At 38.6% G+C, this 24,678-nt stretch carries 26 protein-coding genes; 7 read left to right on the top strand and 19 right to left on the bottom strand.

All coding sequences use genetic code 11. From position 1 onward, the window contains the following. Window positions 1–204: 204 nt before the first annotated feature. The 10 genes from B4Z90_RS09640 to B4Z90_RS09595 all read right to left on the bottom strand — a co-directional run bounded on the left by B4Z90_RS09640 (window position 205) and on the right by B4Z90_RS09595 (window position 8,141). Complete coding sequence (locus B4Z90_RS09640) at window positions 205–624, bottom strand: c-type cytochrome (RefSeq protein ID WP_286802065.1); 420 nt, start codon at window positions 622–624, stop codon at window positions 205–207. Between the two features lie 91 nt (window positions 625–715). Further along, a complete protein-coding gene (locus B4Z90_RS09635) occupies window positions 716–1,099 on the bottom strand; it encodes a hypothetical protein (RefSeq protein WP_115048675.1) in 384 nt (127 codons plus the stop codon). Between the two features lie 43 nt (window positions 1,100–1,142). Beyond that, window positions 1,143–1,799, bottom strand: coding sequence for a DUF1345 domain-containing protein (locus B4Z90_RS09630; RefSeq protein WP_201303531.1), 657 nt, complete (start codon window positions 1,797–1,799; stop codon window positions 1,143–1,145). Window positions 1,800–1,809: 10 nt separating this feature from the next. After that, complete coding sequence (locus tag B4Z90_RS09625) at window positions 1,810–2,622, bottom strand: hypothetical protein (RefSeq protein ID WP_286802064.1); 813 nt, start codon at window positions 2,620–2,622, stop codon at window positions 1,810–1,812. 58 nt (window positions 2,623–2,680) lie between these two features. Then, window positions 2,681–3,670, bottom strand: coding sequence for an LLM class flavin-dependent oxidoreductase (locus B4Z90_RS09620; protein WP_286802061.1), 990 nt, complete (start codon window positions 3,668–3,670; stop codon window positions 2,681–2,683). 46 nt (window positions 3,671–3,716) lie between these two features. Next, window positions 3,717–4,904 carry a THUMP-like domain-containing protein gene (locus B4Z90_RS09615; protein WP_286802060.1) on the bottom strand — a complete coding sequence of 396 codons (1,188 nt, stop codon included), beginning with the start codon at window positions 4,902–4,904 and terminating at the stop codon, window positions 3,717–3,719. Then, complete coding sequence (locus tag B4Z90_RS09610; protein WP_070564195.1) at window positions 4,905–6,167, bottom strand: aspartate kinase; 1,263 nt, start codon at window positions 6,165–6,167, stop codon at window positions 4,905–4,907. It lies immediately after the preceding gene. A gap of 23 nt (window positions 6,168–6,190) precedes the next feature. Beyond that, window positions 6,191–6,982 (bottom strand): DUF3298 and DUF4163 domain-containing protein, encoded by a 792-nt coding sequence (locus B4Z90_RS09605; RefSeq protein WP_070564193.1) that lies wholly within the window; start codon window positions 6,980–6,982, stop codon window positions 6,191–6,193. A gap of 21 nt (window positions 6,983–7,003) precedes the next feature. Then, on the bottom strand, window positions 7,004–7,456 hold the full coding sequence (locus tag B4Z90_RS09600; protein WP_046673395.1) for a GNAT family N-acetyltransferase: 453 nt from the start codon (window positions 7,454–7,456) through the stop codon (window positions 7,004–7,006). Continuing rightward, window positions 7,449–8,141, bottom strand: coding sequence for a YggS family pyridoxal phosphate-dependent enzyme (locus B4Z90_RS09595; RefSeq protein WP_070564188.1), 693 nt, complete (start codon window positions 8,139–8,141; stop codon window positions 7,449–7,451). The genes B4Z90_RS09600 and B4Z90_RS09595 overlap by 8 nt, the downstream gene beginning before the upstream one ends. Window positions 8,142–8,214: 73 nt before the next feature. Between B4Z90_RS09595 and B4Z90_RS09590 the strand changes: the two genes are divergently transcribed. From B4Z90_RS09590 to B4Z90_RS09580, 3 genes are all read left to right on the top strand, one after another. Then, the gene (locus B4Z90_RS09590; RefSeq protein WP_286802059.1) at window positions 8,215–8,985 is read left to right on the top strand and encodes a DUF4296 domain-containing protein; all 771 of its coding nucleotides are present in this window, start codon (window positions 8,215–8,217) and stop codon (window positions 8,983–8,985) included. Between the two features lie 21 nt (window positions 8,986–9,006). Then, window positions 9,007–11,376, top strand: a complete 2,370-nt coding sequence (locus B4Z90_RS09585) for an endonuclease MutS2 (protein ID WP_286802058.1) — start codon at window positions 9,007–9,009, stop codon at window positions 11,374–11,376. Window positions 11,377–11,439: 63 nt separating this feature from the next. Then, window positions 11,440–12,096, top strand: a complete 657-nt coding sequence (locus B4Z90_RS09580; RefSeq protein ID WP_112374139.1) for an MgtC/SapB family protein — start codon at window positions 11,440–11,442, stop codon at window positions 12,094–12,096. Between the two features lie 28 nt (window positions 12,097–12,124). Here the strand turns inward: B4Z90_RS09580 and B4Z90_RS09575 are convergent, their stop codons facing one another. The 9 genes from B4Z90_RS09575 to B4Z90_RS09535 form a co-directional block, all read right to left on the bottom strand. Next, complete coding sequence (locus B4Z90_RS09575; RefSeq protein WP_231585243.1) at window positions 12,125–12,460, bottom strand: hypothetical protein; 336 nt, start codon at window positions 12,458–12,460, stop codon at window positions 12,125–12,127. A gap of 7 nt (window positions 12,461–12,467) precedes the next feature. Then, window positions 12,468–12,713, bottom strand: a complete 246-nt coding sequence (locus B4Z90_RS09570) for a hypothetical protein (RefSeq protein ID WP_070564176.1) — start codon at window positions 12,711–12,713, stop codon at window positions 12,468–12,470. Between the two features lie 102 nt (window positions 12,714–12,815). Beyond that, a complete protein-coding gene (gene gdhA, locus B4Z90_RS09565; RefSeq protein ID WP_070564173.1) occupies window positions 12,816–14,147 on the bottom strand; it encodes an NADP-specific glutamate dehydrogenase in 1,332 nt (443 codons plus the stop codon). A gap of 525 nt (window positions 14,148–14,672) precedes the next feature. After that, on the bottom strand, window positions 14,673–15,917 hold the full coding sequence (locus B4Z90_RS09560; protein ID WP_112374138.1) for a sulfate adenylyltransferase subunit 1: 1,245 nt from the start codon (window positions 15,915–15,917) through the stop codon (window positions 14,673–14,675). A 29-nt stretch (window positions 15,918–15,946) separates the two neighbouring features. Continuing rightward, on the bottom strand, window positions 15,947–16,837 hold the full coding sequence (cysD, locus tag B4Z90_RS09555) for a sulfate adenylyltransferase subunit CysD (protein WP_070564167.1): 891 nt from the start codon (window positions 16,835–16,837) through the stop codon (window positions 15,947–15,949). A 54-nt stretch (window positions 16,838–16,891) separates the two neighbouring features. Continuing rightward, window positions 16,892–17,593 (bottom strand): phosphoadenylyl-sulfate reductase, encoded by a 702-nt coding sequence (locus tag B4Z90_RS09550; protein WP_070564164.1) that lies wholly within the window; start codon window positions 17,591–17,593, stop codon window positions 16,892–16,894. After that, window positions 17,583–18,161 carry a precorrin-2 dehydrogenase/sirohydrochlorin ferrochelatase family protein gene (locus B4Z90_RS09545; RefSeq protein WP_070564161.1) on the bottom strand — a complete coding sequence of 193 codons (579 nt, stop codon included), beginning with the start codon at window positions 18,159–18,161 and terminating at the stop codon, window positions 17,583–17,585. The genes B4Z90_RS09550 and B4Z90_RS09545 overlap by 11 nt, the downstream gene beginning before the upstream one ends. Before the next feature lie 2 nt (window positions 18,162–18,163). Continuing rightward, entirely contained in the window at window positions 18,164–18,922 is a 759-nt protein-coding gene (gene cobA / locus B4Z90_RS09540; protein ID WP_286751882.1) for a uroporphyrinogen-III C-methyltransferase, read from the bottom strand. A gap of 12 nt (window positions 18,923–18,934) precedes the next feature. Then, window positions 18,935–21,040: a HEPN domain-containing protein gene (locus B4Z90_RS09535; RefSeq protein ID WP_286802057.1), complete on the bottom strand. Its 2,106-nt coding sequence runs from the start codon at window positions 21,038–21,040 to the stop codon at window positions 18,935–18,937. Between the two features lie 199 nt (window positions 21,041–21,239). Between B4Z90_RS09535 and B4Z90_RS09530 the strand changes: the two genes are divergently transcribed. The 4 genes from B4Z90_RS09530 to B4Z90_RS09515 are packed head-to-tail and all read left to right on the top strand — an operon-like array spanning window position 21,240 to window position 24,666. Next, window positions 21,240–22,157, top strand: coding sequence for a PstS family phosphate ABC transporter substrate-binding protein (locus B4Z90_RS09530; protein WP_286802055.1), 918 nt, complete (start codon window positions 21,240–21,242; stop codon window positions 22,155–22,157). Window position 22,158: 1 nt separating this feature from the next. Then, complete coding sequence (pstC, locus tag B4Z90_RS09525; protein ID WP_286802054.1) at window positions 22,159–23,055, top strand: phosphate ABC transporter permease subunit PstC; 897 nt, start codon at window positions 22,159–22,161, stop codon at window positions 23,053–23,055. Continuing rightward, window positions 23,048–23,899 (top strand): PstA family ABC transporter permease, encoded by an 852-nt coding sequence (locus tag B4Z90_RS09520; RefSeq protein WP_046673380.1) that lies wholly within the window; start codon window positions 23,048–23,050, stop codon window positions 23,897–23,899. Before pstC ends, B4Z90_RS09520 begins: the two co-directional genes overlap by 8 nt. Further along, entirely contained in the window at window positions 23,857–24,666 is an 810-nt protein-coding gene (locus B4Z90_RS09515) for a phosphate ABC transporter ATP-binding protein (protein WP_046673379.1), read from the top strand. Before B4Z90_RS09520 ends, B4Z90_RS09515 begins: the two co-directional genes overlap by 43 nt. Window positions 24,667–24,678 lie beyond the last annotated feature (12 nt).

Here is a 24,678-nt window from a genome sequence, read left to right as displayed (position 1 = left end):
CCCCAAGAAGTCTGCTTGATCCTTTTTTTATTTACTGACTATTTTTTATACTTAGCTTAGCGTAGTTTCGCGCGGTTCCTTATTCATTTCCAAAATGAATGGTCTTATTCTTCTGGTTCTAAAACTTTTTTCCATTAAAATGTAATAGAAATAAAAAACACCACAATACAGCGTATTATGGTGTTACATGAATATGTGGTTTGATTAGTTTTTTGCTAAGATCATTTCTGGTTCTTCTTTTCCGCCATGACAGGTTTTACAGGAAATAGCTTTGGCAGGCGAGCTATCCCAGCTTCGATTAAAATACTTTTTGTTTATCTTTTGGGTCATCTTAATCATCGCTCGTCCAATCTCTTTTTTGTGGTTATCATCACTCGCAAAATCCATTTTTTTGGGATCTTCCTTCGACGGTGCATGACAGAAACCACATTTTACACCCAATGCGACATTAAATTCCTTCATAGTGGAAATCAATTCATCGTGGGAGATATTTTTGGGAAGAACTTTGAGATTAGTCGGTTTTGGTTCTTCTTTAGGTTTTTCCTGTTGGAAGCTAAATGCACTCAAAGCAATGGCAATAGCAAACACAGATGCAATTGCACCTAATTTATTTATTTTTTTCATTTCTCTTTTCCTTTATGCTTACCTAAATATAGGGAGAAAGAGATAATTTTCAAACAGAAAATGAAGTTAATATGACAATTTAGATCGATTATTATTTACGTACTGCATTATCCACAACCCAAGATTGGCTATTGGATTGATAATTAATTTTCAGCAACTTTCCTTCGATCTTCACGTCTTTTAAGAGTGTTGTATCTGTAGACGTCCAAGTGCTATCATTGGTTTTATCAAATCGAACGCCTGTAATATTTGGGATGCCTGTGAAAAACTCAATTTTATAGGTATCGGTACCATCACGAAGCACCCGTATCAGGCGATTATCCCGGTCCACTTCAATGGAATTGCCTTGGTATTTAACACGACCGATAAAGCTGCCGGAAGCGTCCGCAGCACCACCTGTATTTTCATTTTTTTTACACGAGATAAATAAGATAACGAATAAAACGGACGAGACTAAAGGCTTAAACAACTTCATGTGTGTAATTTTTGTGCTAAAATAAGCTTTTTTGGCCAAAATCTCAATTGATCAATCCAGAAATGATGTTAATGGTCAATGCAACGACAAACGTATTTAAAGCAAAGGAGAGGAGGCCATGAAATAATGCTACTCTTCTTATTTTTTTTGACGATATTTCCACATCAGATACTTGAAAGGTACAGCCCATCACAAATGAAAAATAAGCAAAATCTAAATAATCTGGATGGTCATCTCCTGGAAACTCCAGTCCAGCTCCATTTGCGTGATGTTCGTAGTATAATCGCGCATAATGAAAGGTGTATATGGTGTGAACCAATATCCATGAAGCCAACATGGCCAGCATACAAATAATGATAATGTAGGCATCATTCAGCTGTTTATCCTTACTTGATATGATAATCATTAATACTGAAATAAAACAGCCTATGGTCACTAAAATAATAAAAAGGGATACAAAGAGACGGCTGCCATCTTCCTGCTGTGCTTTGCGCGCAATGGTAGAAATAGGTGTGGTGTAGAATGTATACCAAGATATAGAAACGTAGGCAAGACAAAAACCAAACCAGCACAACATTAAATTGAGCAAGGGGATGGTTTTAATGGGAGAGATGAAGTAGATCAATAAAAAAATACAGACCGAAATCATTGCCCTATGAATGGACTGCATTCGATGTAGGTAATAGTTTATTTTTCCCATTTCAGTTCTATTAACAATCAAACTGTTCTTCTGCATCAAAAATCAATGGATTGCCATGATTGGAAAGCAGCAGTAATAGTGCCTCTTCCTCATAATTCCTTGGATTGGAAAAAATAAAATCCAGCGCGCCATCCCGGTCAATATCTCCAACAAATAATGTCCTCATAAATACAAGGTCATATTGATCTACCTGGAAAAGTGTCTTTTCTTTACCTCCATTGGTTGCGCTATAGTTGAGTTTATAATTGGCAACCTCATGAAATACTTTCTCGTGACCGTTTTCGTCGGTTTGCACTTCAGTCGATCTAATATCACCCACTGCTTTGAGGGTAACTTTTTGGTTTTTAAAAGTATACTGGACAGATTCTTTTGGCCAGATTTCGGCTTGATTTATTTTGACATGTTCAATGAGACCAGGCTTAAGTCCGCTTAACTTCAAGAATAACAATGAATTTCTGCGTGATTCGACACTCTTAGACGGTACCTGAGCACACTCGTCAAAACCATCTTTAATCACATAATCCGCCTTTGCCAAGTAATATTGTCCACTTTCTTCGTAAAGATCATACCATTCTTTATTTAAGACAGCCGTTGGATCTTCCTTCTCCCAGATACGGTAACTACGAACAAGGAAAATCTGACCTTTAGCAGGGTCTGCTTTTTGGTAAATAGAAGATGTTGTGTCATCCACAGTCGATACCGCTAAACTGTCTGATACTATTTTTGCATCAGGTCGATCTTGCTGTTGTTTTGTTGTCTGGTTTGAACATGCCTGCAGGGAGAGCAAACCCAATATCAGGCTGAAGGAAAAAAAAACATTCATATGCGGTGAATTTTGCTTAAATATATAAAATTCACCGTATATAAAGTAGTTTGGATTCTTACGTAAGAATTTCTTTCAACAATGATAATGAATGGAGACACTTTTCATCATCAAAGATATAGGAAGTCGCCATGATCTCGTCCACTTTGTGATCGTTTACGAATTTTTCTATTTCCGGAAGGATTTTAGGGCCATCGCCAATAAATGCACAGGAAGCCATACTTTGCACAGCTTGCTCTATCGCGGGAATGCCTTTGTAGATTACCTCTTGAGTAGGTTCTGAAAGTGGTCTTCTGGTATTTGTCACAATACCAGCGAATAGATTATAGAAGCTTGTTGCTAAGAAATTGGCTTCTTCCGTACTATCGGCAGCGATAACATTGACACAAGAGATGAAATATGGTTTTTCTAAGGTATTAGAAGGAACAAAATTTTGATGATAGATCATGCTTGCTGAGGCAAACTGTGCCGGAGCAAAATGCGTTGCAAAAGCATATGGAAGACCTAAGCTAGCAGCTAAATAGGCACTATCGGTACTTGACCCGAGGATATAGAGTGGGATGTCCAATCCTTCTCCTGGAAACGCACGTACTTTTGCGTCGTAGTTGTCTCCACTGAAGTAGCGCTGTAAGTCTTTTACCTCTTGTGGAAACTGAAAGGCTGTATTCAAGTTGTTTCTGCGCAAAGCCATTGCGGTCAATTGATCAGTGCTCGGTGCACGTCCCAAACCGAGGTCAATACGCCCGGGAAACAAGGTTTCTAATGTTCCAAATTGCTCTGCAATGACTAAAGGAGCGTGATTTGGTAACATGATCCCACCAGAACCCACGCGTATAGAACTGGTGTTTGATGCGATATGTTGTATGAGGAGTGAGGTTGCTGAACTGGCAATATATTCCATATTATGATGTTCGGCAACCCATATCCTTTCAAAATCTAATTTTTCTACATGTTGGGCTATTTTTACGGTGCGAGCCAACGCGCTTGCTGTATTTTCTCCTTTTTTGATCGGAGCCAAGTCCAATGCTGATAACGCTATTTTATCCATGCATTAAAATTACGGAGAAGTTATTCGACAATTGTAATGAAAATGTCTATTCTAAAATACGTTGTGTATGTATGACACTAAATTGATCATTCACGGTTGTCGTGAAAAATGTGAACGAATCACTAGCGTCTTTGATTTTAAATTTCTTTTTGATCTCTTCGGTCTTCAAGGGAAAATTTTTGGCGATGATATCGGAATTCAATGCTCTTTTATTTTTCTTAAAATCTGTAAATGATTCCACCTGTTTGATGATGAATGTTTTACCGGGAAAATTTTCGATCTTTTGATCGGAGGTGTAGAGATGGGTGTTTTTATGGAGTTTTTTTACGTTGAATACTTCGGCAATAGTCTTAAATGCTCCGGCTTTGGAGAGAGCTACATCCGGTTCGTATAAATAGGATAGCGGCCTACTGTAGTCATTTGAAATTGCACGTTCATTTTCGTAAGTGAAAGATATAATCTGCTGTTGTTCTTGATATAACCTGACCGCGTGGATGCAAGGTTCAGCTTCGTATCCTTTCTCCTGCACGAAGATAAGTTCTTTGCAGTCATTTTGCAAAGAGACGACATAAACGTCCTTAACATGTTGCAGCATGTGTATTGCTGCAGAAATATCCAATAGTGGAGCTAGCTTACTTATTATTTTGTTGGCATGTTTGAAAAATTCATCTTGCAAGGCAACCAAATTAGGTTCACATTCATCAAGTAGAAACACTTTTTTGTTTTGAACTCTTCTTGAAGGATCCAAATAGATATAATCAAATCTTCTCTTTGGATCGTTTAGTATATATTCAACTCCATTTGCCGCAATGATCTGAAGATTTTCTGCTTTCAATATCTTTGCATTATGTTGGGTGATTGCAGCGAGTTCGGGATTGAGTTCGCAGGATGTTACTTGCTTTGCCCGTTTAGAGAAGTAAAAGCTATCAACACCGAAGCCACTGGTAGCATCAATTAAATGGCTGTTGTTTTCGATGAGTGAACTTTTAAATAATCCGGTTTTCTCGGAAGAACATTGTTCGAGATTGAGTTTGGTGGGGAAGTAAATCCCTGCTGTTTCGGCCCATAGTGGAATTTTGCCGCTCGCCCGTTGTCTACCATCGAGTTGTGCCGCGAGCTCGGAAGATGATATTCCTTCAAAAGGAGATTTTTTTAAAGCGATTTTAGTCGGAGACTCCAGTTTGTTTCGTTCTAAAAACTGTTGAGCCTCCTCTTGAAGGATTAATGTGTTCATTTATATTTTCTTAACGAGAAGTTGGCAAGTATAGGTATCCTTTAGTTCGCTAATAACTTCTTTATCAACCAAAACGCGATCAATGGTTTCTTGATTATAATAACGGATTGTAATGAGTTCTAGCCCAGATTCATACCTGACTTTGAATTTTTGCTCCAGTTCGTTAATTAAGTCGACTAGATTTTTTCCAGTATCATCGACGGAAACCGTAAAGTTGATCGCCGTATTATGCATCATATTAATTTTAATACGATGTTCATGAAATAGGTTGAAGATGTCTCTCAGATTGTCTTCAACGATAAATGAGAAATCCCTCGGGGAGATGGAAATAAAAATCTGGTTCACCTTAAAGATGAAGGAGGGCACAGGTAAAGTTTGGTTTGTACTCTTTATCATTGTTCCAGGTGAGTCAGGGTCCACAAAGGATCGCACATTTAATGCGATCTTTTTATTCTGAAGCGGCTTGATTGTTTTCGGGTGAATAACCGTAGCCCCATAATAGGTAAGCTCTATAGCATCGGTATAAGATAGCTCAGGAATCAACTCGGTTTTCTCAAACCACTTCGGATCCGCATTAAGTACACCTGGAACGTCTTTCCATATAGTTACATTTTCGGCATTTAGACAAGAAGCAAAAATTGCCGCAGAGTAATCGGAACCTTCACGGCCTAAAGTGGTTGTGAAATTTTCAGAGGTAGAACCTAAAAATCCCTGCGTAATTACAATATACTCGTCTAGGATGGCTGGCAGTTCGGCACGGATTTTTTCTTCCGTTTTGTTCCAGTCTACGACAGCTTCGCGATAGGTGTTGTCCGTAAATATATAATCTCGTGCATCTAGCCATTTTACCTTTTCACCAATGAATGCAACGTAGGCTGCAACAATCTTGGTGGAGATAAGTTCACCCATCGAAACAATTTGATCGAAAAGATAATCATATGAATCTTGAGGTTCTTCCTCTAAAATCCACTCGATCTCCACAAAGCAGTTGGAAATCTCATCAAATATAGGATGTTCAGCTTCAGGGAATAATTCTTGAAGGATTTGAAAGTGAAATGCTTTCGCCTCTTCAAGTGTCTGAAATTGGTTCCCCGTGTTGTTAAAATATTCTTTGGTCAATTTCTCTAGAAGGTTTGTTGTCTTTCCCATGGCGGATATGACGACTAACAAGGCGTCGCCTTTGTATTTAGAAATAATCCGCGCCGAATTTCTGACACTTTCAGCATCTTTTACTGATGCACCCCCAAATTTAAAAACCTGCATTTATTTATTAGTTTAGTTGATTGCTAGTTGATACTATTAATATAGTGTAATCCTTTTTCTGAAATCAGATGTTTAAATGTTGTATAGGGAATACGTAATTCAGTATTTCCTTCAGCATAAGATTTGATTTCGTATACGTTGTAGTAAAACAGGATGTCGTTTTTTTCAAAAGTGAAGTTATCGGCCAAAGAAAATTTACCGTCTTCAAAAAAGTACTTTCCATTTAGGGAATCATCAGCATTTAATCCTTCTTGCTTACGGAAGTATTGCTCGGCGATTTGAACGAATTTATTTTTGTTCTCTTCCTGAATGATATCATTGATTGTAATTGCACTGTTAGATTGACGATCAAAATTGGAGTACAGCGTGAAATGGTCCCCATGCGCTCCACCAGTATATTCCTCTTGTTTGGTTCTTACACCCAAGAAAACAGGCGTATTGACGATCACATCAATCTGTAGATCCCGACTCCAGGTTGATGTAGATTTGCCATTATTGTCTTCCACATATTCGTTGTATGAATTTATAAAGCGATGTGCTGCATCTGCCATGCTTGTGTCGCCTTCAAGATGAACAATACTTGATATGAGGGTATTGATTTTATTTTCTTGGAAAATCGGGTATTTTGCGCGAAAATAAGTTGTGTCCAAGCGATCATCTTCTTTTAGAAAATAATTGCTATGCTCATCGATGATTTTTTGACTATAGGAAAGTGTGTCTGTGGGCTGTTTCGCTATAGCGGCCTTTTTGTGGTCACTGCAAGCGGACAGAACGCAGCTAATAAATAATACTATTAAAAAAAAGTAAAATCGCATTGAATTGATGATTCTCGTTATTTAATACGTGATTGACACATTAATCCATTCGGCATCGAAGTTTGCTTTATATTTTTCATAAAACTTTATAGCTGGCTCATTCCAATCGAGGACCTGCCACACCATGCCATGAAATCCACACTGTTTGCCGTAAGCTAAAGTTTTATCAAAAAGCAGCTTGCCTATCCCTAAACCTCGCATTCTTTCGGTAACAATCAAATCTTCCAAATAGAGTCTTCTACCTTTCCAGGTTGAATATCGGACATAATATAATGAAATTCCGACAATTTCGCCATCCACTTCGGCAACAAATGCACCCCAAACGGGATTCTTTCCAAATCCTGCATCTTTAAATTCTTCAAGCGACACGGTGACCTCGTCCGGTGCTTTTTCAAAAATAGCCAATTCTTTAATTAGCTCGAGCATTTGGGTGCAATCACTTTCAATTGCCTCTCGTATCGTTGTTTTAATCATTGTTTTTGAAGTGTTTGATTACTCTTTTGCCAAATATTGTGCTTCCAATCCGCACCATTGTCGAACCTTCTTCAATCGCTAACTTATAGTCTGAAGACATTCCCATGGATAGGATATTAAAATACTCTTCCTTCCGGTAGAAACTTACCTTAATTCCATCGAATAACATTTTTAACTCATAAAATTCGGCTTTAATGACTTTTTCATTATCTGTATTGGATGCGATGCCCATTAAGCCACAGATCCGAATATTTTTTAATTCGAGAAACTCGTCGTCGCGAAGAAGTTCGATTAGTTCAGCATGGTCGAAACCGAATTTTGTTTCTTCTTCTGCAATATATACTTGTAACAAACAGTCGATTGTACGTTGCGCTTTCTGCGCATGTTTGTTAATCTCTTTTAATAATTTTAATGAATCAACTGACGCAATTAAGCTGATGAATGGTGCAATATATTTAACCTTATTAGTTTGAAGGTGACCAATCATATGCCACTGAATATCTTTAGGTAAAAGTGCTGCTTTTTCAACTAATTCTTGAACATGATTTTCACCAAATATACGCTGTCCTGCCTCATAGGCTTCCATAATGTCCGAATTGGATTTTGTTTTTGAAACTGCTACAAGTTGTACCCCAACAGCCTCGGTTTCCAATCTTAACGCTTCTAAATTACGAGCAATACTCATTTCCGATATAGTTTTGATGATGTAAAAAGCGCCAAATGTCGGTGCTTTTTGTAAATTTGTACAAAACTACGAAATGCTACGATTAATACTGAATCTACTTGCAGTGATTTTTTTATTTGGTTCTTGTATCGGAACTGGGGGGAAAGATATTATCCCTCAAAGTAAGTTTGTGGATGCATTGACCGAAATTCAACTGACAGACTCCTATCTTAATATTTTGCCCATTGACAGCGCACGTAAAGTAATGTTGCCTTTGTATCAAGTGACCTTTGATAAATATGGATTGGATTCGGTTTCTTTTCGAAAGAACTTAGACTATTATGGTAAGGATGCTGAAGTGATGTCTGCGATTTATAAAAAAGTGGAGGATAATTTAACGAAGGAAAATAAGGTTTACGCCGATATAGAACGGAAAAAGCAAGATTCAATTCGAACGCGCGATTCAATCCAGAATATGCGTATTCAAGATAGCACCAATCGCGTTATGCGTGCACAACAGTCTTATCAGGAACGAATTGCAGCACTTATACATTATTTGCCAAATAAGACGAAATTCAACTTTAGAGAAGCTTCTTCCTTGTTTAATACGAACTTTCAAACAAAGACTGGTATAAACATGAACGGCTATCTCATGAACCAATTGTCGGTCGGTAATTCAAATTTACCAATTGAATCGCCTTCTCCACAGAAAGATACGGTTTCCCAACTGAAAACACCTGGTACTTCAGTCAAGGATACTCTTGTGGTACAAAACCATATGGAGCCACAATTACCAACAAATGAATTGGAAAAAAGACCAATTCTCACGCCGCCGCGTCACATCAAGCCGCCGACGGAACTTTAACCATCAAAGAATATAATTTCTATGGTATATCCAATAAATGCAATTGATAAACTCGGGTTTTCCGAGATAAAAGATAAAATAAAACAAAAATGCCTAAGTGAGTCTGGGCGTGAGCTAGTTGAAAAAATTCAACCTCAAACCCGGTTTGACCAAATCGACCGATTTCTAAGACAGACCAGCGAGTTTAAGGATCTTCTAATGAATGATGGCGCATTTCCTGTTGAAAATTTCTTTCCGCTTAGATCCATTATCGAGAAAGCTCGAGTCGAGGGCGCGTTCTTACTCGAGGATGAATTTTTTCGGGTATTACTATCCCTCAAGACTGTTTACGCTATTATCCGTTATTTTAATGAGCGGGAAGGTCTCTATCCCAATTTAGAGGTATTGTTTGAGCATTTACCGATCGAGAAGGGGATTATTCGCGATATCGAAATGGTCATTGACGAGCGTGGAAAGCTTAAAAGTAATGCTTCCCGATTACTGTTGGAAATAACCCAACAAATTCAACGGGCAGAACAGGAGGCCCTAAAACGTATCAATAGTATCTTTAAGAGCGCACAGGACAGCGGATGGACAGCGGATGGGAATCTGACGATACGGGATGGAAGGCTCTGTATTCCTATTCTTGCGGAAAATAAAAGAAAGCTCAAAGGTTTGATTCATGATGAGTCCGCTACGGGACAAACTGCTTATATAGAGCCTGAAGAAGTATTTCAGTTAAATAATAAAATTAGGGACCTGGAGTTTGAACGTAGGCGTGAGGTCATCCGTATTTTAGTCGAACTAACGGACAAGGTCCGGCCACATATTCCGCTCTTGCTTTCCTATCACAGCCTATTAACCAAAGTAGATTTTGTGCGAGCGAAAGCACTTTTTGCCTTGGATATTGAGGCAGAAATGCCTGAATTATCGAAGGAGGCTGAAATTAATTTGGTCAATGGTCGACATCCGCTTCTATTGCTGAATCAGCATCATACTGTTGTTCCTTTAAACATTCAAATTGATCATATTCAACGTATTATTGTTGTATCGGGTCCTAATGCCGGCGGAAAATCGGTATGTATGAAAACGGTTGGTCTTTTGCAAATCATGGTGCAATCGGGCTTATTAATACCAGCGGAACCGACAAGTAAAGTCGGTGTTTTTAAGCAGCTATTTGCAGATATAGGCGATGATCAATCCATTGAAAGTGATTTGAGTACATACAGTGCTCATCTGTCCAAAATGAAATATTTTACGGAATTTGCAAATGGACGTACTTTGGTACTGATCGATGAGTTTGGAACCGGTACCGACCCTTTGTTTGGCGGACCTATTGCTGAGGCTGTATTGGAATCCCTTAACAAAAAACAAATCAGGGGAGTTGTGACCACCCACTATTCAAATCTCAAAGTTTTTGCCAGCAATACGACAGGTCTGGAAAATGCTTCAATGTTATTTGATAATCGCGAGATGAAACCGATGTATATCCTACAAATTGGTAAGCCAGGAAGCTCTTATGCTTTCGAAATCGCGCAGAAAATAGGATTAGGTAAGGATATTTTGGAATCTGCTAAAAGTAAAATTGGTGTTCAACAAAAGAAGGTAGATACATTATTGATCGATCTTGAGCGAGAAAAGAAAGAGGTATTTGATACAAAGGTTGCTATTAATAAGCGCGAGAAGGAACTGGAGTCGATTAAATCGGAGTATTTGGAATTACAAAGTTATTTGGAAGAAAATAAGCGCGTAATTTTGAAAAAGGCGAAAGAGGAAGCGCAACAGATTATTAAAAGTTCGAATAAGTTAATCGAAAATACGGTAGCGCAGATCAAATCTGCAAAAGCGGATAAAGAGAAAACTCGTGAGTTGCGCAGCAATTTGGATCAGGCACTTCAAGCTGTTCTTCCCAAAGAGCAAAAACCGGCGAAGCAAATCGTCAAAGAAAAAACGCCTGAATCTACCATATTAAATATTGGGGATTGGGTACAGATTATAGATAATGGTGCTGAAGCGCAGATTGTCGAAATTGCAAAGAACAACCTTATTCTTGCCATGGGGGAACTTCGCACTGTTCAAAAGCGAAAGAATGTGATTAAACTCGAAGGGCGGGAAGGGAAGAAGTCTGCAAAAAGTCTATCAAGATCATTATCTTCTGGCAGTGTAGCTGATTTCAAGCCAGAACTTGATTTAAGAGGAATGCGCACAGAAGACGCACTGCATGAATTAGAACGTGTTTTGGATCGGGCCGTCATGATAGGTTATCCGTCCTTAAAAATTATTCATGGTAAAGGTGATGGTATTTTGCGCAAATTTATTCGCGATTACCTTCGTAAATATAGTCATGTAAGCCGTTTTGAGGACGAACATCAAGATCGTGGGGGCGATGGTATAACTTACGCTTATCTATAGTCTTAATTTCATGGAGCTGAGCATGTTCGAAGCTCCGTGTTTCATCTTTCTGTAAAGTTCGGTATGGAGAATATCATTAACTTTTTGACTAGTGAGCCTTTGTTAAACGCTCTCACTTCAATTCTGTGTGGGAGTTTAATTGGTTTTGAACGTGAGTATAGGAATAAATCTGCTGGATTTCGGACGGTAGTGCTTATTTGTTTCGGTTCGGCGATGTTTACTATTGTTTCCTGTTTGTTTATTGGCAATAGTACTGATCGCGTTGCTGCAAATATTGTGACTGGTATAGGCTTTATTGGTGCTGGTGTGATCTTTAAAGGCAAACTATCGGTTAGTGGTCTCACAACAGCGGCCGTTATTTGGGCGACAGCTGGTATTGGCATGTTTGCCGGATTGGGGCAACTGGTTTATGCGATTTCCTTTGCTGTTTTTATGGTGGTAATACTCGCGCTTTTTCAGCGGATCGAAATTCTTTTGGCTCGTTACTACCTAGTCCGTTCTCTACACGTAAAGTTTAGTTCCAATGAGTTTTATCACTTACATGAGTTTGAACAATTGGCATTGGATTTTAAGATTAAAGCTACCAGGCGTGTTATTGAAAAGATTAGTGGTAAGTTAGAAGTAATGTATGATATTTCTGGGAAAATGACCGATTTAGATCGTTTTAACCAACAATTGGCAGGTTCATTAGTTATAGATGAGTTTTATTATAACAAATAAACACATCTATAACTAACCTCATTGTAGCTTAAGTCGTTTCTTTACCTCCGAAAGTAATCAAAACCATACCTGAAATGATGACAAACATACCCAGTACCTGCTGCCAGCTCAATGAACTTTTAAAATATAGCGCCATCGCCAATTGGACAGTCAGAAATGTGCCACCAGAACATAAGGCTATTACGATAGGTTGAGAGACGTTCTTAAATAACTGCACAAGAAACCAACTTGCTGATAAAAGAATAATGTTTCCTATAATTAAAGTTGTCCATTTATACTTTGGATGTATCCCGCCAAGTTTAAACAGGATAGATGAAATAATTTGACAGGCCCAAAATGCCACAAAATATATATAGTTCAGCATGGATTTTTTATTCGTATCTACTATAAGCACTATTAAAAGATTGGCGCATCAATGCGAATTGATCGATCACACTCTTCATAAATTCTTCGTCAAGTAAATCAAAGACCCCATTTACACCGCCAATTATATCCATTTCTGCAATTTTATAAGATTGTTCTAAGTTTCCTTGTTCAAATTTAATAATGAATTTTTGATTCATACCAAAGATTGAAATCTTGCAATCGGGATGGGGGAGTTCAGCTATTAATCTCATTTAAATTTTGTGTTTTTTAAAATTAGCATAAAAGTATAAAAAAACGCCCAAATGCAATGCATTTGAGCGCTCAGGATTATGATATGATTAGAAAAAGGCGTGTTATACGATACCTTGTGCTTTCATCGCGTTAGCGACTTTTATAAAACCACCAATATTGGCACCTTTCAGATAATTAACGAATCCACTGTCTTGGCCATATTTCAAGCAAGTTTCGTGAATGCTTTCCATAATGGTTTTTAAGCGATTGTCAACTTCTTCTGTACACCATTGTGTACGGATTGAGTTTTGAGACATTTCCAAGCCGCTGACAGCAACACCACCAGCATTCGCAGCTTTGCCAGGTGCAAAACTGATTTTTGCATCTAGAAAAACTTTAATAGCTTCTGCAGTAGAAGGCATATTTGCACCCTCAGCTACGCAGATACAACCATTTGCTACAAGCGCTTTAGCATCCGATTCTTCTAATTCATTTTGTGTTGCACATGGCAGAGCGATATCACATTTAAATTGCCATGGCTTTTGACCAGGTAAGAATTTGGCGTTTGGATAGCGAGCAGGATATTGATCGAGGTTTCTTCCCAAAGTAGCCCCAAATGCCATTTTTTCAGCATTAAAACCATCAGGATCGTAAAGTGTGCCCAAGCTATTTGATACAGTAATTACTTTGGCGCCAAGTTGAACAGCCTTTTCAACAGCGTAAAAGGCTACGTTGCCAGCACCAGATACTGTAGCTACTTTACCTTGTAAAGATTTTCCTTGATATCTGAATATGCAGTCAACAAAATATAGGAGCCCATAGCCGGTAGCTTCAGGACGAATATATGATCCACCCCATAATTCACCTTTGCCCGTTAGAACGCCTGTAAAATTGTTTTGAAGTCGTTTAAATTGACCGAATAAAAAGCCTATTTCGCGTCCACCAACGCCGATATCTCCTGCAGGAACATCTGTATCTGCGCCAATATGACGATAAAGTTCTGTCATAAAGCTTTGACAAAAACGCATAATTTCATTATCTGATTTACCTTTAGGGTCAAAATCAGAACCTCCTTTACCACCACCAATTGGTAGTCCTGTTAAGCTATTTTTAAATACTTGTTCAAAAGCGAGGAATTTTAAAATACTTTGGTTGACAGAAGGAGCGAAGCGAAGGCCACCTTTATATGGACCGATTGAACTGTTCATTTGAACACGATAACCACGATTTACCTGTACTTGGTGATTATCATCCAACCAAGTTACGCGAAAAGATATAATACGTTCAGGTTCAGTAAGTCTTTCAAGAATTTTTTGGTCGAAAAATTCAGGATGATTTTCAGTAATATAAGGAAATAAATCCTCAGTAACTTCTTTTACAGCTTGTAAGAATTCTGGTTCATTTGGATTGCGTTTCTCAACGATTGAAATGAACTCGTTAAAGTTTTTTGACATGTTTTAATTAGTAAAATTTCCCTTTGGCTGGCACTAATTTATATAATTTTTAATAAAAAACCAATATTTGTTAATTAGTTACAATTATTGGTCTTTTTTAATGAAATTTCATATTTTTTTAAAATTATTTAAAACAGACTAATCAATAGCGAAATGAAGGCATAATGACCATTTAACAGTATTTTATTCGAAATTAAATCTAAAAGATAGAATCATTTTCGTTTTTGATAAAATAGCTATGAATACTCATTACAATTGATGAATATTTAATGTTTAGCTTTTTTTTCTGACTATTTGATAAATGTAGATGAACCCTATTTTCTTTATATATTTGGTATTTATAATTTATATTATGTTAAATAGTAAATATCCGAGTGTGCCCTCTCTATACAGTTGATCTTTAAGCTTGGTTCTTTAAAATAGATTCTGTGGTGTATAAGTTCAACTTCATAAAAAAAAGGAACCCAAACAATGCCTGAGTTCCTTGAATAATATTTAGGTTGAATATTTACGTTTAAAAAAATATTAATCGATTGCCTGAATCATTAAAGCACCAACGGTTAGATTTGTCCGTGGATCAATAACAATCGCTTGAGAATTTGCCGGATTTTCCTGCTGTAGATCAAATACTAGATTCTCAGCGGACTTAATGGCTATTCGACCAATATCATTTAGTTTGATTGGATCATTATATATTTTTTCCTGTGTATTGATATCAAATTTGTATAACACATCTACAATCTTAACCTTGGTTAATTTACTGTGGCTTTGGACAAGATAAACTTGCGCAGTATCCAAAGGCTTATTGTCGAACCAACATAAGTTTGCTTGAATATTGCGCTCAAACTTTGGCGGCTGTTCTACACTTGCAATGGTATCGCCGCGACTAATGTCGACATCGTCACTGAGGTGTACAATGACAGATTGTCCGTTTTCAGCCCGTTGAAGTTGTTGCCCGTTTAATTCAATCGCTTGAATTGTGCTATATGTTTCTGCTGGATAAACAATAACCTGGTCACCAACCGTCAGCCCCTCTCCTAGTACTCGGCCTGCATAGCCTCTATAGTCGTGTAAATCATCGGTTTGTGGTCTTACAACCCATTGGACGGGAAACCTCCAACTGGCTGCTTCCTGTTCGTGAATTTCTACATTTTCCAGGTAATCCAATAAAGATTCGCCTGCATACCAGCTCATTCTTTCTGACTTATGGACAATATTGTCTCCTTTTAAGGCTGAAACAGGTATGAAATCAATATCCTTAAGTCCGAGATTGTTAGCTAAAGTTAAATAATCAGCCTTGATCTGTTCGAAAACAGAAGCGCTATAATCGACCATATCCATCTTGTTTATGCAGACCAAGACTTGTTTCATGGCCAATAATTTGGCTATGAAAGAATGACGTTTTGTTTGCTCTATTACGCCTTTGCGTGCATCAACCAGAATGATTATGAGATCTGAATTGGAAGCTCCAGTTACCATGTTTCTGGTGTATTGGATATGTCCTGGAGCATCGGCTATAATATATTTTCGGTGTTCAGTCTGGAAATATTTATAGGCTACATCAATTGTTATGCCTTGTTCACGTTCAGCTTTAAGTCCATCAGTCAATATGGCCAAGTCTACCGTCCCATCGTCATTTTTCCGGTTGGCACGCTGTATAGCTTCCAATTGGTCGTCCAAAATGGAGTTTGTATCATATAGTAATCGGCCAATCAAGGTACTTTTACCATCATCTACAGAACCGGCCGTTATAAATTTCAATATATTCATTGTTGTCAATATCAGGTATTTGATTTGAATTAAAAGTATCCTTGTTTTTTACGTTCTTCCATGGCTGCTTCCGATACCTTATCGTCCATTCTAGCGCCACGTTCACTTACCGTTGAGGCCTTGATTTCGGCGATAATATCATCTAACTCCGTTGCTGTTGAATCTACAGCTGCTGTACAAGTCATGTCGCCTACAGTTCTGAAACGTACAGATTTGCGTTCTATGATATCATCTGCATCGATATTTAAGAATGAGGCAGCAGCCATCAGTTGCCCATTGCGGGTAATAACATCCCGTTCATGGCTGAAATAAATCGATGGCAATGCAATCTGTTCACGTTTAATATAGTTCCAAACATCGAGCTCGGTCCAGTTTGAAATAGGAAACACCCGTACATTTTCGCCTTTGTTTATTTTGCCATTAAAGATGCTCCACAGCTCAGGTCTTTGGCGTTTCGGATCCCATTGTCCAAATTCATCACGCACGGAGAAGATTCTTTCCTTAGCACGCGCTTTTTCTTCGTCCCGACGTGCGCCACCGATACAGGCATCAAAACCATGTTTTGCGATTGTATCGAGTAAGGTAACTGTTTGCAAGGCGTTCCGACTTGCATTTTTTCCTTTTTGCTCAACGACTTTTCCTTGATCAATGCTGTCTTGAACATAACCAACGATAAGTTTTTCTCCTATGTCTTCAATCAATGAATCCCTGAACGTAATTGTCTCGGGAAAATTGTGACCAGTGTCAATATGAACTAGTGGAAAAGGAAATTTACCAGGTCTAAATGCTTTTTTTGCTAGGTGAACAAGTGTAATGGAGTCCTTACCACCAGAGAATAATAGCGCTGGTTTTTCAAATTGTCCGGCTACCTCCCTTAAAATATATATTGCTTCCGCTTCTAAATGATCTAAATAGTCCATTCTCTGAAATAATAAAATTTGATTTTAATGAATTTGGGTTTCTACTTCGCTATTTTATGATTTAACGGCGTGCAAACCACATTCTTTTTTACTTTGATCTTCCCACCACCATCTACCAGCGCGGAAGTCCTCTCCTTCTTGTATTGCTCTTGTACAAGGTTGACAACCGATACTTGGGAAACCCTTGTCGTGTAGCACATTGTACGGGATATATTGCTCTTTACAATAATTTTTAACTTCCTCAAAAGTCCAGTCAAATAAAGGATGGATTTTGATGATTTGGTTCGTTTCATCGTATTCGATAAAGTCCATGTCGTGGCGATTGATGGATTGATCTGATCGGATGCCCGTTACCCAAATTTTTTTCCCTTTAATCGCGCGTTGTAAAGGTTCAATTTTCCTTATCCTACAACATTCCTTCCGATTCTCAACCGACTCATAAAAGGAGTTTGGACCTTTTCTGCTGATAAAATCTTCCAACAATGTTGTATCCGCAGTATATGTTTTAATACGCAACTGATAACGTTCCAAGGTGCGGCTCCACAGGGAATAGGTTTCTTTGAACAGTCTTCCAGTATCCAGTGTGAATATGTCGATATTAATATTATTTTTACCGATCCATTCCGTGATTACTTGATCCTCAATACCGAAAGAGGTTGAAAAAACTACCTCATTAGGAAATAGTGAGGCTATTGTTTGTAAGAGCTCCACTCCTTTTTTTTCGCCAATAATTTCTTTAATTTCCTTAACGTTCATAACGTAATATATTTTTGGTATGCTCGTTCAACTGCTTTACTTTGTATTCAAAATCTCCTCGAAGCTGCTCTCGATAAGCACTCATGAGTGATAGTGTTTCGTCAATTTCCTCCGGTAACAAGTCATTTAATAGTTCCTTCACCCTTTTGGCAATCGTCGGTGATTTGCCATTGGTGGAAATAGCTATTTTCAAGTCGCCTTTCTTTACGATGGACCCCAGGTAGAAGTCGCATAATTCGGGTTTGTCCGCGGCATTAAACAGTATGTTATTTTGCCCTGTTAAATTACGCAGCTGCTCGTTGAGCTCCATGTTATTGGTTGCTGCAATAACAAGTTGTTTGTCCGTAAGGTCATCTGGTCTAAACGGACGCATGTGGAGCTGAATTTGTGTGTAATTTTGTAATAGCTCCTTAAATTCCGGGATGATTTCCCGAGTCACAATGGTCAGTTTTAATCCCTCATCATTGGAAATTAAAGCTTGAAATTTTTCCAATGCAACTTTCCCGCCTCCAACAAGTAAGGTGTCAATTTGATTCAATTTGACGAATATTGGAAATAGCTGGTTCATATCTATAAAGCTAAAGCTTTTTCTTTAATGTGTTGGAATGAACGATGCTTGGCAACGACCTCGCCGATTACAATAATCGCTGGGACACCGACCCTTTTCTCTGTTGATTCATCAAGAATATTATCGATAGTACCTAGTACAACTTTTTCATTAGGCAATGAACCATTTTGAATCAAGGCTATTGGTAAATTATGAAGATTTCTTTGGCGGTAGATTTCCACGATCTCTGCCAATTTTCCGTATCCCATCAAGACAACGACAGTGGCCTTGGATTCTGCCGCCAGATAAAGATCTGTTGAAAGTGAACCGTCCGATTTGGAGCCTGTGATGACCCAAAAGCTCTCACTGATTCCCCGGTAAGTTAATGGAAGTTGCTGTAGTCCGGTAAGTCCAATTGCGGAGGAAATACCTGGCACAACGGTAGTTTCAATACCATATTGCTGTACGTAGTCAATTTCTTCGCCACCACGGCCAAAAACAAATGGATCACCACCTTTTAGACGTACAACATGGCCATAGTTTAAGGCATAATCCACCAAAAGGCGATTGATTTCATCCTGTGAAGTAGAGAGTTGTTCGGCTCGTTTTCCAACATATATCTTGATGCATTCAGCCTGTGCATAATCCAGTAGTTCATCATTCACCAAGGCGTCGTATAAAATGACATCTGCTTTTTCTATTGCTTTGATGCCTTTTAGGCTGATCAGATCCGGATCACCAGGGCCTGCTCCTACCAATGTTACTTTTGCTTTTATTGACATACCTATTCCCTCCTATACCAATACTGGTTTTAAATTTTTCCGTTGATAGACTTCATTGATAAACTTCGTTGCTTCCTGAAGGTAGTTGATTGCAAAATGCTCTGTTGGTTCATTTTTACTAATCTGTAGAACTAATTCTGGAAACGTTTGGTCAAAACTATATTCACCTGTTTCCACGAAATGTGTTTGGAATTCGTTGATTACAATATTTTGCGTGCTGGCGCTAATCCCTTTATCCAATAGTAGGGCTTTTGCTGCTTGTACAAAGGCATTATAAGCATGATAAATCGCATCCGAGAATTTGGATTCCCGAAATGTTTCATTTGCCCATTGTAATTTCTCTTCCGCCTCATAGATCAACGTAGCAACCAAGTCAATCACCACGCCTGCACACTCGCCAACTCCGATTGCCGTTTGGAAAGTTCCTTCATGTCCCCAGTCGACAAATTCGTCCGCAGCAAGATTGGTCAAATCCGATAGAGGCTTTAAAAGATTATAAAAGTAATTTTTACTTTGTCTGTCGTAGTAAGCATGGAAGTTTTCATTTGTTTCCGCATTTTTTTTATAATCATTCAGCACCCATTCTACAACATGCAAGACTCTTTTTGTCGGCACTTTAATAATACGCTCGGCAACACGTCCTTCACCATTACCAATTGTCCCGCCACCAAGCATAACTTGGGCTGCAGGGACCACTTTGCCCTCCGCTTTAACCGAGCTACCATGAAAGCCGATATGTGCCAGACCATGTTGGCCACAAGAATTCATACAACCCGAAATTTTGATTTTTAAATCCCGATTAAAGACAAAATCCTGATGAAATTCGGCGATATAAGATTCGATAACCCGCGCCATTTCAGTACTGTTTGAAATGCCTAGATTACAGGTATCCGTACCAGGGCAAGTTGTTACATCAGCAGTACTATCAAAACCTACCTGCGCTAGATCCAACGATTTAAGTAGTTGATAAATATGTGGCAGTGACTTTTCTGTTGCGTATTTTAGCAGTAGGCTTTGGTTTTGTGTGATACGGATATCGTCCGCGACCAAATCCTTCAGACCTGCAACCAACGCGCGTGCTTTATCTGTACCTATATCACCGGTGGATACCCGCACATAGACACCGTAATATCCTTTTTGTTTTTGTTCGAATGTATTGGTGCCCTTCCAAACTTGATAATTTAGATCACTATCTAGGTTAATCGTTGATAGCTGATTGTCGTCCGGTGGTATTGGCTGTTCGATTTTGGTTCGGTCGATCGGATAGCTTTTCACCTTCGTGGCGATTTTCTCGGCTTCAATTAAACTTAGCACTTCCTCTAACCCTAGTTTCTGAATAAGGTATTTGAATCGAGCTTTATTTCGGTTATTTCTTTCACCATAACGATCAAAGACACGAAGTGTCGCTTCGATATAAGGGATCAATTCATCTTCTGGTAAAAACTCGCTTGTCACTGATGCTAAGAAAGGCTGAGATCCCAATCCCCCACCCAATAACACTTTAAAACCACGAACTTCCACACCATCAACAATTTTTAGTTTTGGAATAAAACCAAGGTCATGAATATAGGAAAACGCAGTGTCTTCATCACTGGCAGAAAATGACATTTTGAATTTTCGTCCCATTTCCGCACATACTGGATTGCGCAAAAAATATTCAAAGGTCGCCTGAGCATATGGCGAAACATCAAATGGCTCCTTTGGATCGATTCCCGAACTTGGAGAAGCGGTGACATTACGGACTGTATTTCCACAAGCTTCGCGTAATGTAATATCGTCTTCAGCCAATTTGGACCAAAGTTCTGGTGTACGGTCAAGACTAACGTAATGAATCTGTATATCTTGACGTGTGGTCAGGTGCAGATTACGGCTTGCGTATTCGTCTGATATTGCTGCAATTTTGTTCAATTGCTTAAACGTAACCTTTCCAAACGGAAGCTTTATACGAACCATTTGAACTCCAGGTTGTCTTTGTCCATATACCCCCCTAGCCAAACGCAACGATCTAAATTTTTCGTCGGCAATTTTGCCCTCGTGGAACAATCGAATCTTTTTTTCAAGTTCGATAATTTCCTTCTCCACGATAGGATTTTCTAATTCTGTGCGGAAGCTTTGCATATAACAAATAAAATCTATTGATTTAGTATTCTTTTCTCGATGTCAAATGTAAAAATATTTTTTTAATATTCTATAATATCTACCAAATTAATATATATTTGCCCTATAAAATTTAATATATAAAACCTGTAGACTTTTAGGTGTAATGATGAGAAAGTTTTTTATAATCTTGATTTTAAGCTATGTAATCGTATTTAAAATGACTTCCTGTGCGCGAAAAGTCAAAAATGGTTATAGTAAGGAACATGGTTTTGAAGGTAATATTTCTTTGTCCGGTGCCTTTGCCCTTTATCCTTTAGCTGTAGTTTGGAGTGAAGATTTTAAAAAAATACACCCTAATGTTCGTTTCAATATTTCAGCGGGAGGTGCTGGAAAAGGAATCGCCGATGTTCTGACAGGTATGGTTGATATTGGAATGGTGTCGAGAGACCTACACGAGCAGGAAATAAAAAAAGGGGCTGTTCCAGTTATTGTTGCTAAAGACGCTGTTATCTGTACGATTAATCCCGGTAACCCTAATTATTCCGCTATTTTGAAGCGTGGTCTGAGCCGCGAAGAATTGCTGAATATTTTTGTAAATAGAAAGTTTAAGACCTGGAAAGAAATTGATCCTCAGTTTACGGCGGATCCTATCAACGTTTATGTACGTTCGGATGCTGCCGGAGCAGCTGAAACATGGGCTAAATTTTTTGGTCATAAGCAGGAGGATCTGCAAGGTATTGGCATTTTTGGTGACCCTGGGATTGCTCAGGCCATTAAAGATGATACTCACGGGATTGGATTCAATAACATTAACTACGTCTATAATCTGAAAACCAATAACGTGTTTGATCGTATTGCGGTTGTTCCTTTGGATCTCAATAAAAATGGGCACATTGAGGATGATGAGCAGTTTTATGGCACTCTATCTAATTTGACAGAGGCCGTCGCTACAGGAAAATACCCAGCTCCCCCCTCAAGAGAACTAACTTTTGTAACGCGCAATAAGACCGAATCCCTTCTCTTGAAAGAATTTATTTCTTTTGTGCTTCAAAAACAGGCGCAATCGCAACTCCTTGAGAATGGTTATGTCCCACTAAATGAAACATTGATAAAAGAAGAACTTAATAAGTTATAGCATGCTAAATACTCGTCTCGTTAAAGATTCTCTGGTCAAGCGATCCACCTTGCTCCTGCTACTGATTTCACTTTCAGTTGTGGTGATTATTGCGATTGGTTTAACTATAAAATCGATTCCGTTATTTGAATACAGTAATATCTTTCAACTGTTGACCGACAAGGTTTGGTCACCAATGAAAGGATCGTTTGGCTTTTTGCCTTTTATTGCAGGTACGCTTGCTGTTACCTTGATTTCTCTTATTATTGCGATTCCGCTTTGTATACTGACTGCGGTTTATTTGACTGAATATGCTTCGGATGCCTTAAAAAATATGATGTTTCCGTTGGTCAATATTTTAGCAGCGATACCGCCGGTTCTGTATGGTGTTTGGGGGGTATTGTTTATTGTACCTTTAATCCAGCTGTATATCGCTCCCATCTTTGGGGTTGTTACATCGGGTTATTCAGTGCTTGCCGGTGGAATTGTATTGGCAGTGATGATCTTTCCCATTATGATTTCCATTATGGTGGAGGTGCTGCAAACGATACCTTATGAGCTAAAAGCGGCTTCGCTATCTTTAGGTGCAACAAAATGGGATACCATTAAGCATGTTATTCTGAAGAAGGCTAGACCTGGCATTGTTGCTGCAATTGTTTTGTCAACATCGAGGGCATTTGGTGAAACAATAGCGGTGTTGATGGTCTGTGGCAACGTTGCAAAAGTCCCTACTTCGGTATTTGATGCCGGATACCCAATTCCAGCATTAATAGCCAATAATTTCGGGGAAATGATGTCAATTCCACTTTATGAATCTGCGTTAATGTTCTCTGCGTTGTTGCTGTTTGTGATCATATTTGTTTTTAATTTAATATCTCGTCTTATATTGAGACGACTGGAAGGAGCTCAGCATGGATAATACGAAAAGACGGTTATTGAGTGAAAAAGTAGCGAAAGGTTTTATGCATCTCTCTGGGATAACCGTGACTGCTTCCTTGTTTTTTATCGTAGGAACCATCTTGTATAAAGGGCTTCCTTATCTCAGTTGGGAGATGGTTAGCCAGTTGCCAAAAGGTGGATTTTATATTGGAAAGGAAGGTGGGATTTTGAACGCAATCTTGGGCTCCCTCTATCTAGCAGGTGTAGCGACAGCCTTGTCCGCAATTATAGGTATTCCGATTTCGTTGTACCTTAACGTTTATTTGGGGGCGAAATCAAAAGTGACACAGCTTGCTAAATTGTTGTTTGATGTCTTGTATGGTGTTCCTTCTATTGTTTATGGAGCGGTTGGTTTTGGTATTATGGTTTATTTAGGTATTCGAGCTTCGTTATTGGGGGGAATTATTACAGTGACACTGTTAACCATTCCAATTGTGGTTCGCACGGTTGATGAATTGATAAAAACAATTCCTGACGATTTAAAGAATGTCACTCTTTCCCTTGGGACCACACGCTGGGAATTGGCTAAGGTCATGCTAAGAAGCATCCGATCAGGGCTTCTTACCGCGATTTTGCTTGCTTTTGGGCGTGCTATTGGTGATGTTGCGGGCGTTTTATTGACAACAGGTTTTAGTGACAATCTTCCAAAATATATTGATGAACCAGCGGCAACGTTGCCATTGTCCATTTTTTTTCAGCTAAGTAGTCCTATTCCTGAAGTTCAGGGGCGCGCTTATGCTTCAGCTTTAGTTTTAACAATCATTATTTTAATTATTGTAGTATGCACTCATATCCTTCAATCGAAACAAAAAAATCGTCGATAATAAGTCCTTTGAGCAATCCCCACATTGAAATCAAGGATCTTAATGTCTATATTGACGGCCGACATATACTTAAAAATATTAATCTCGCCCTTCCTAACAATAGTGTAACTTCGATTATTGGTCCTTCAGGTTGCGGAAAGACGACGCTTTTAAAGACACTCAATAGATTAGTAGATGATACCAAGGGGGTTGAAATAACGGGATCTGTACTTGTTAATGGTGAGGATATTTATGGTAGAAATGCTGAAGTAACACATATCCGTAAGAAAATGGGACTTTTATCCCAAAAACCTTATCCTTTACCAATGTCGATCTATGATAATGTGGCTTACGGTCCTCGCATACATGGTACTCGAAGCAAAAAGGAGTTGGACAGAATTGTGGAAACGCAATTGCGAAATGTGGCGTTATGGGACGAAGTCAAGGACCGTCTCGGACATTCGGCTAGCGGATTGTCCATCGGTCAGCAGCAAAGGCTTTGTCTTGCAAGAGGTTTGGCTGTAGAACCTGAGATTATACTTGGAGATGAATCGACATCAGCGTTAGATCCGCTTTCAACTGCTAAAATTGAGGAATTACTAATTGAATTGAAGAAAGATTATACCATCGTATTGGTAACGCATATTTTACGGCAGGCAAGACGGGTGTCTGACTATATTCTGTTTGTCTATGGTGGAGAAATTCTTGAGTTTGGACCGACGGAACAGGTTTTATTGAATCCGCAGAATGAAATCACAAAACAGTATGTAAAGGGATTTATTTCCTAGAAGGTTAAGAAG

Source organism: Sphingobacterium sp. UBA5639, assembly GCF_002421245.1.
Taxonomy (GTDB): Bacteria; Bacteroidota; Bacteroidia; order Sphingobacteriales; family Sphingobacteriaceae; genus Sphingobacterium; species Sphingobacterium multivorum.
The sequence above is the reverse complement of the archived record's forward strand: the minus strand, read 5'-3'. Positions and strand labels throughout refer to the sequence as shown.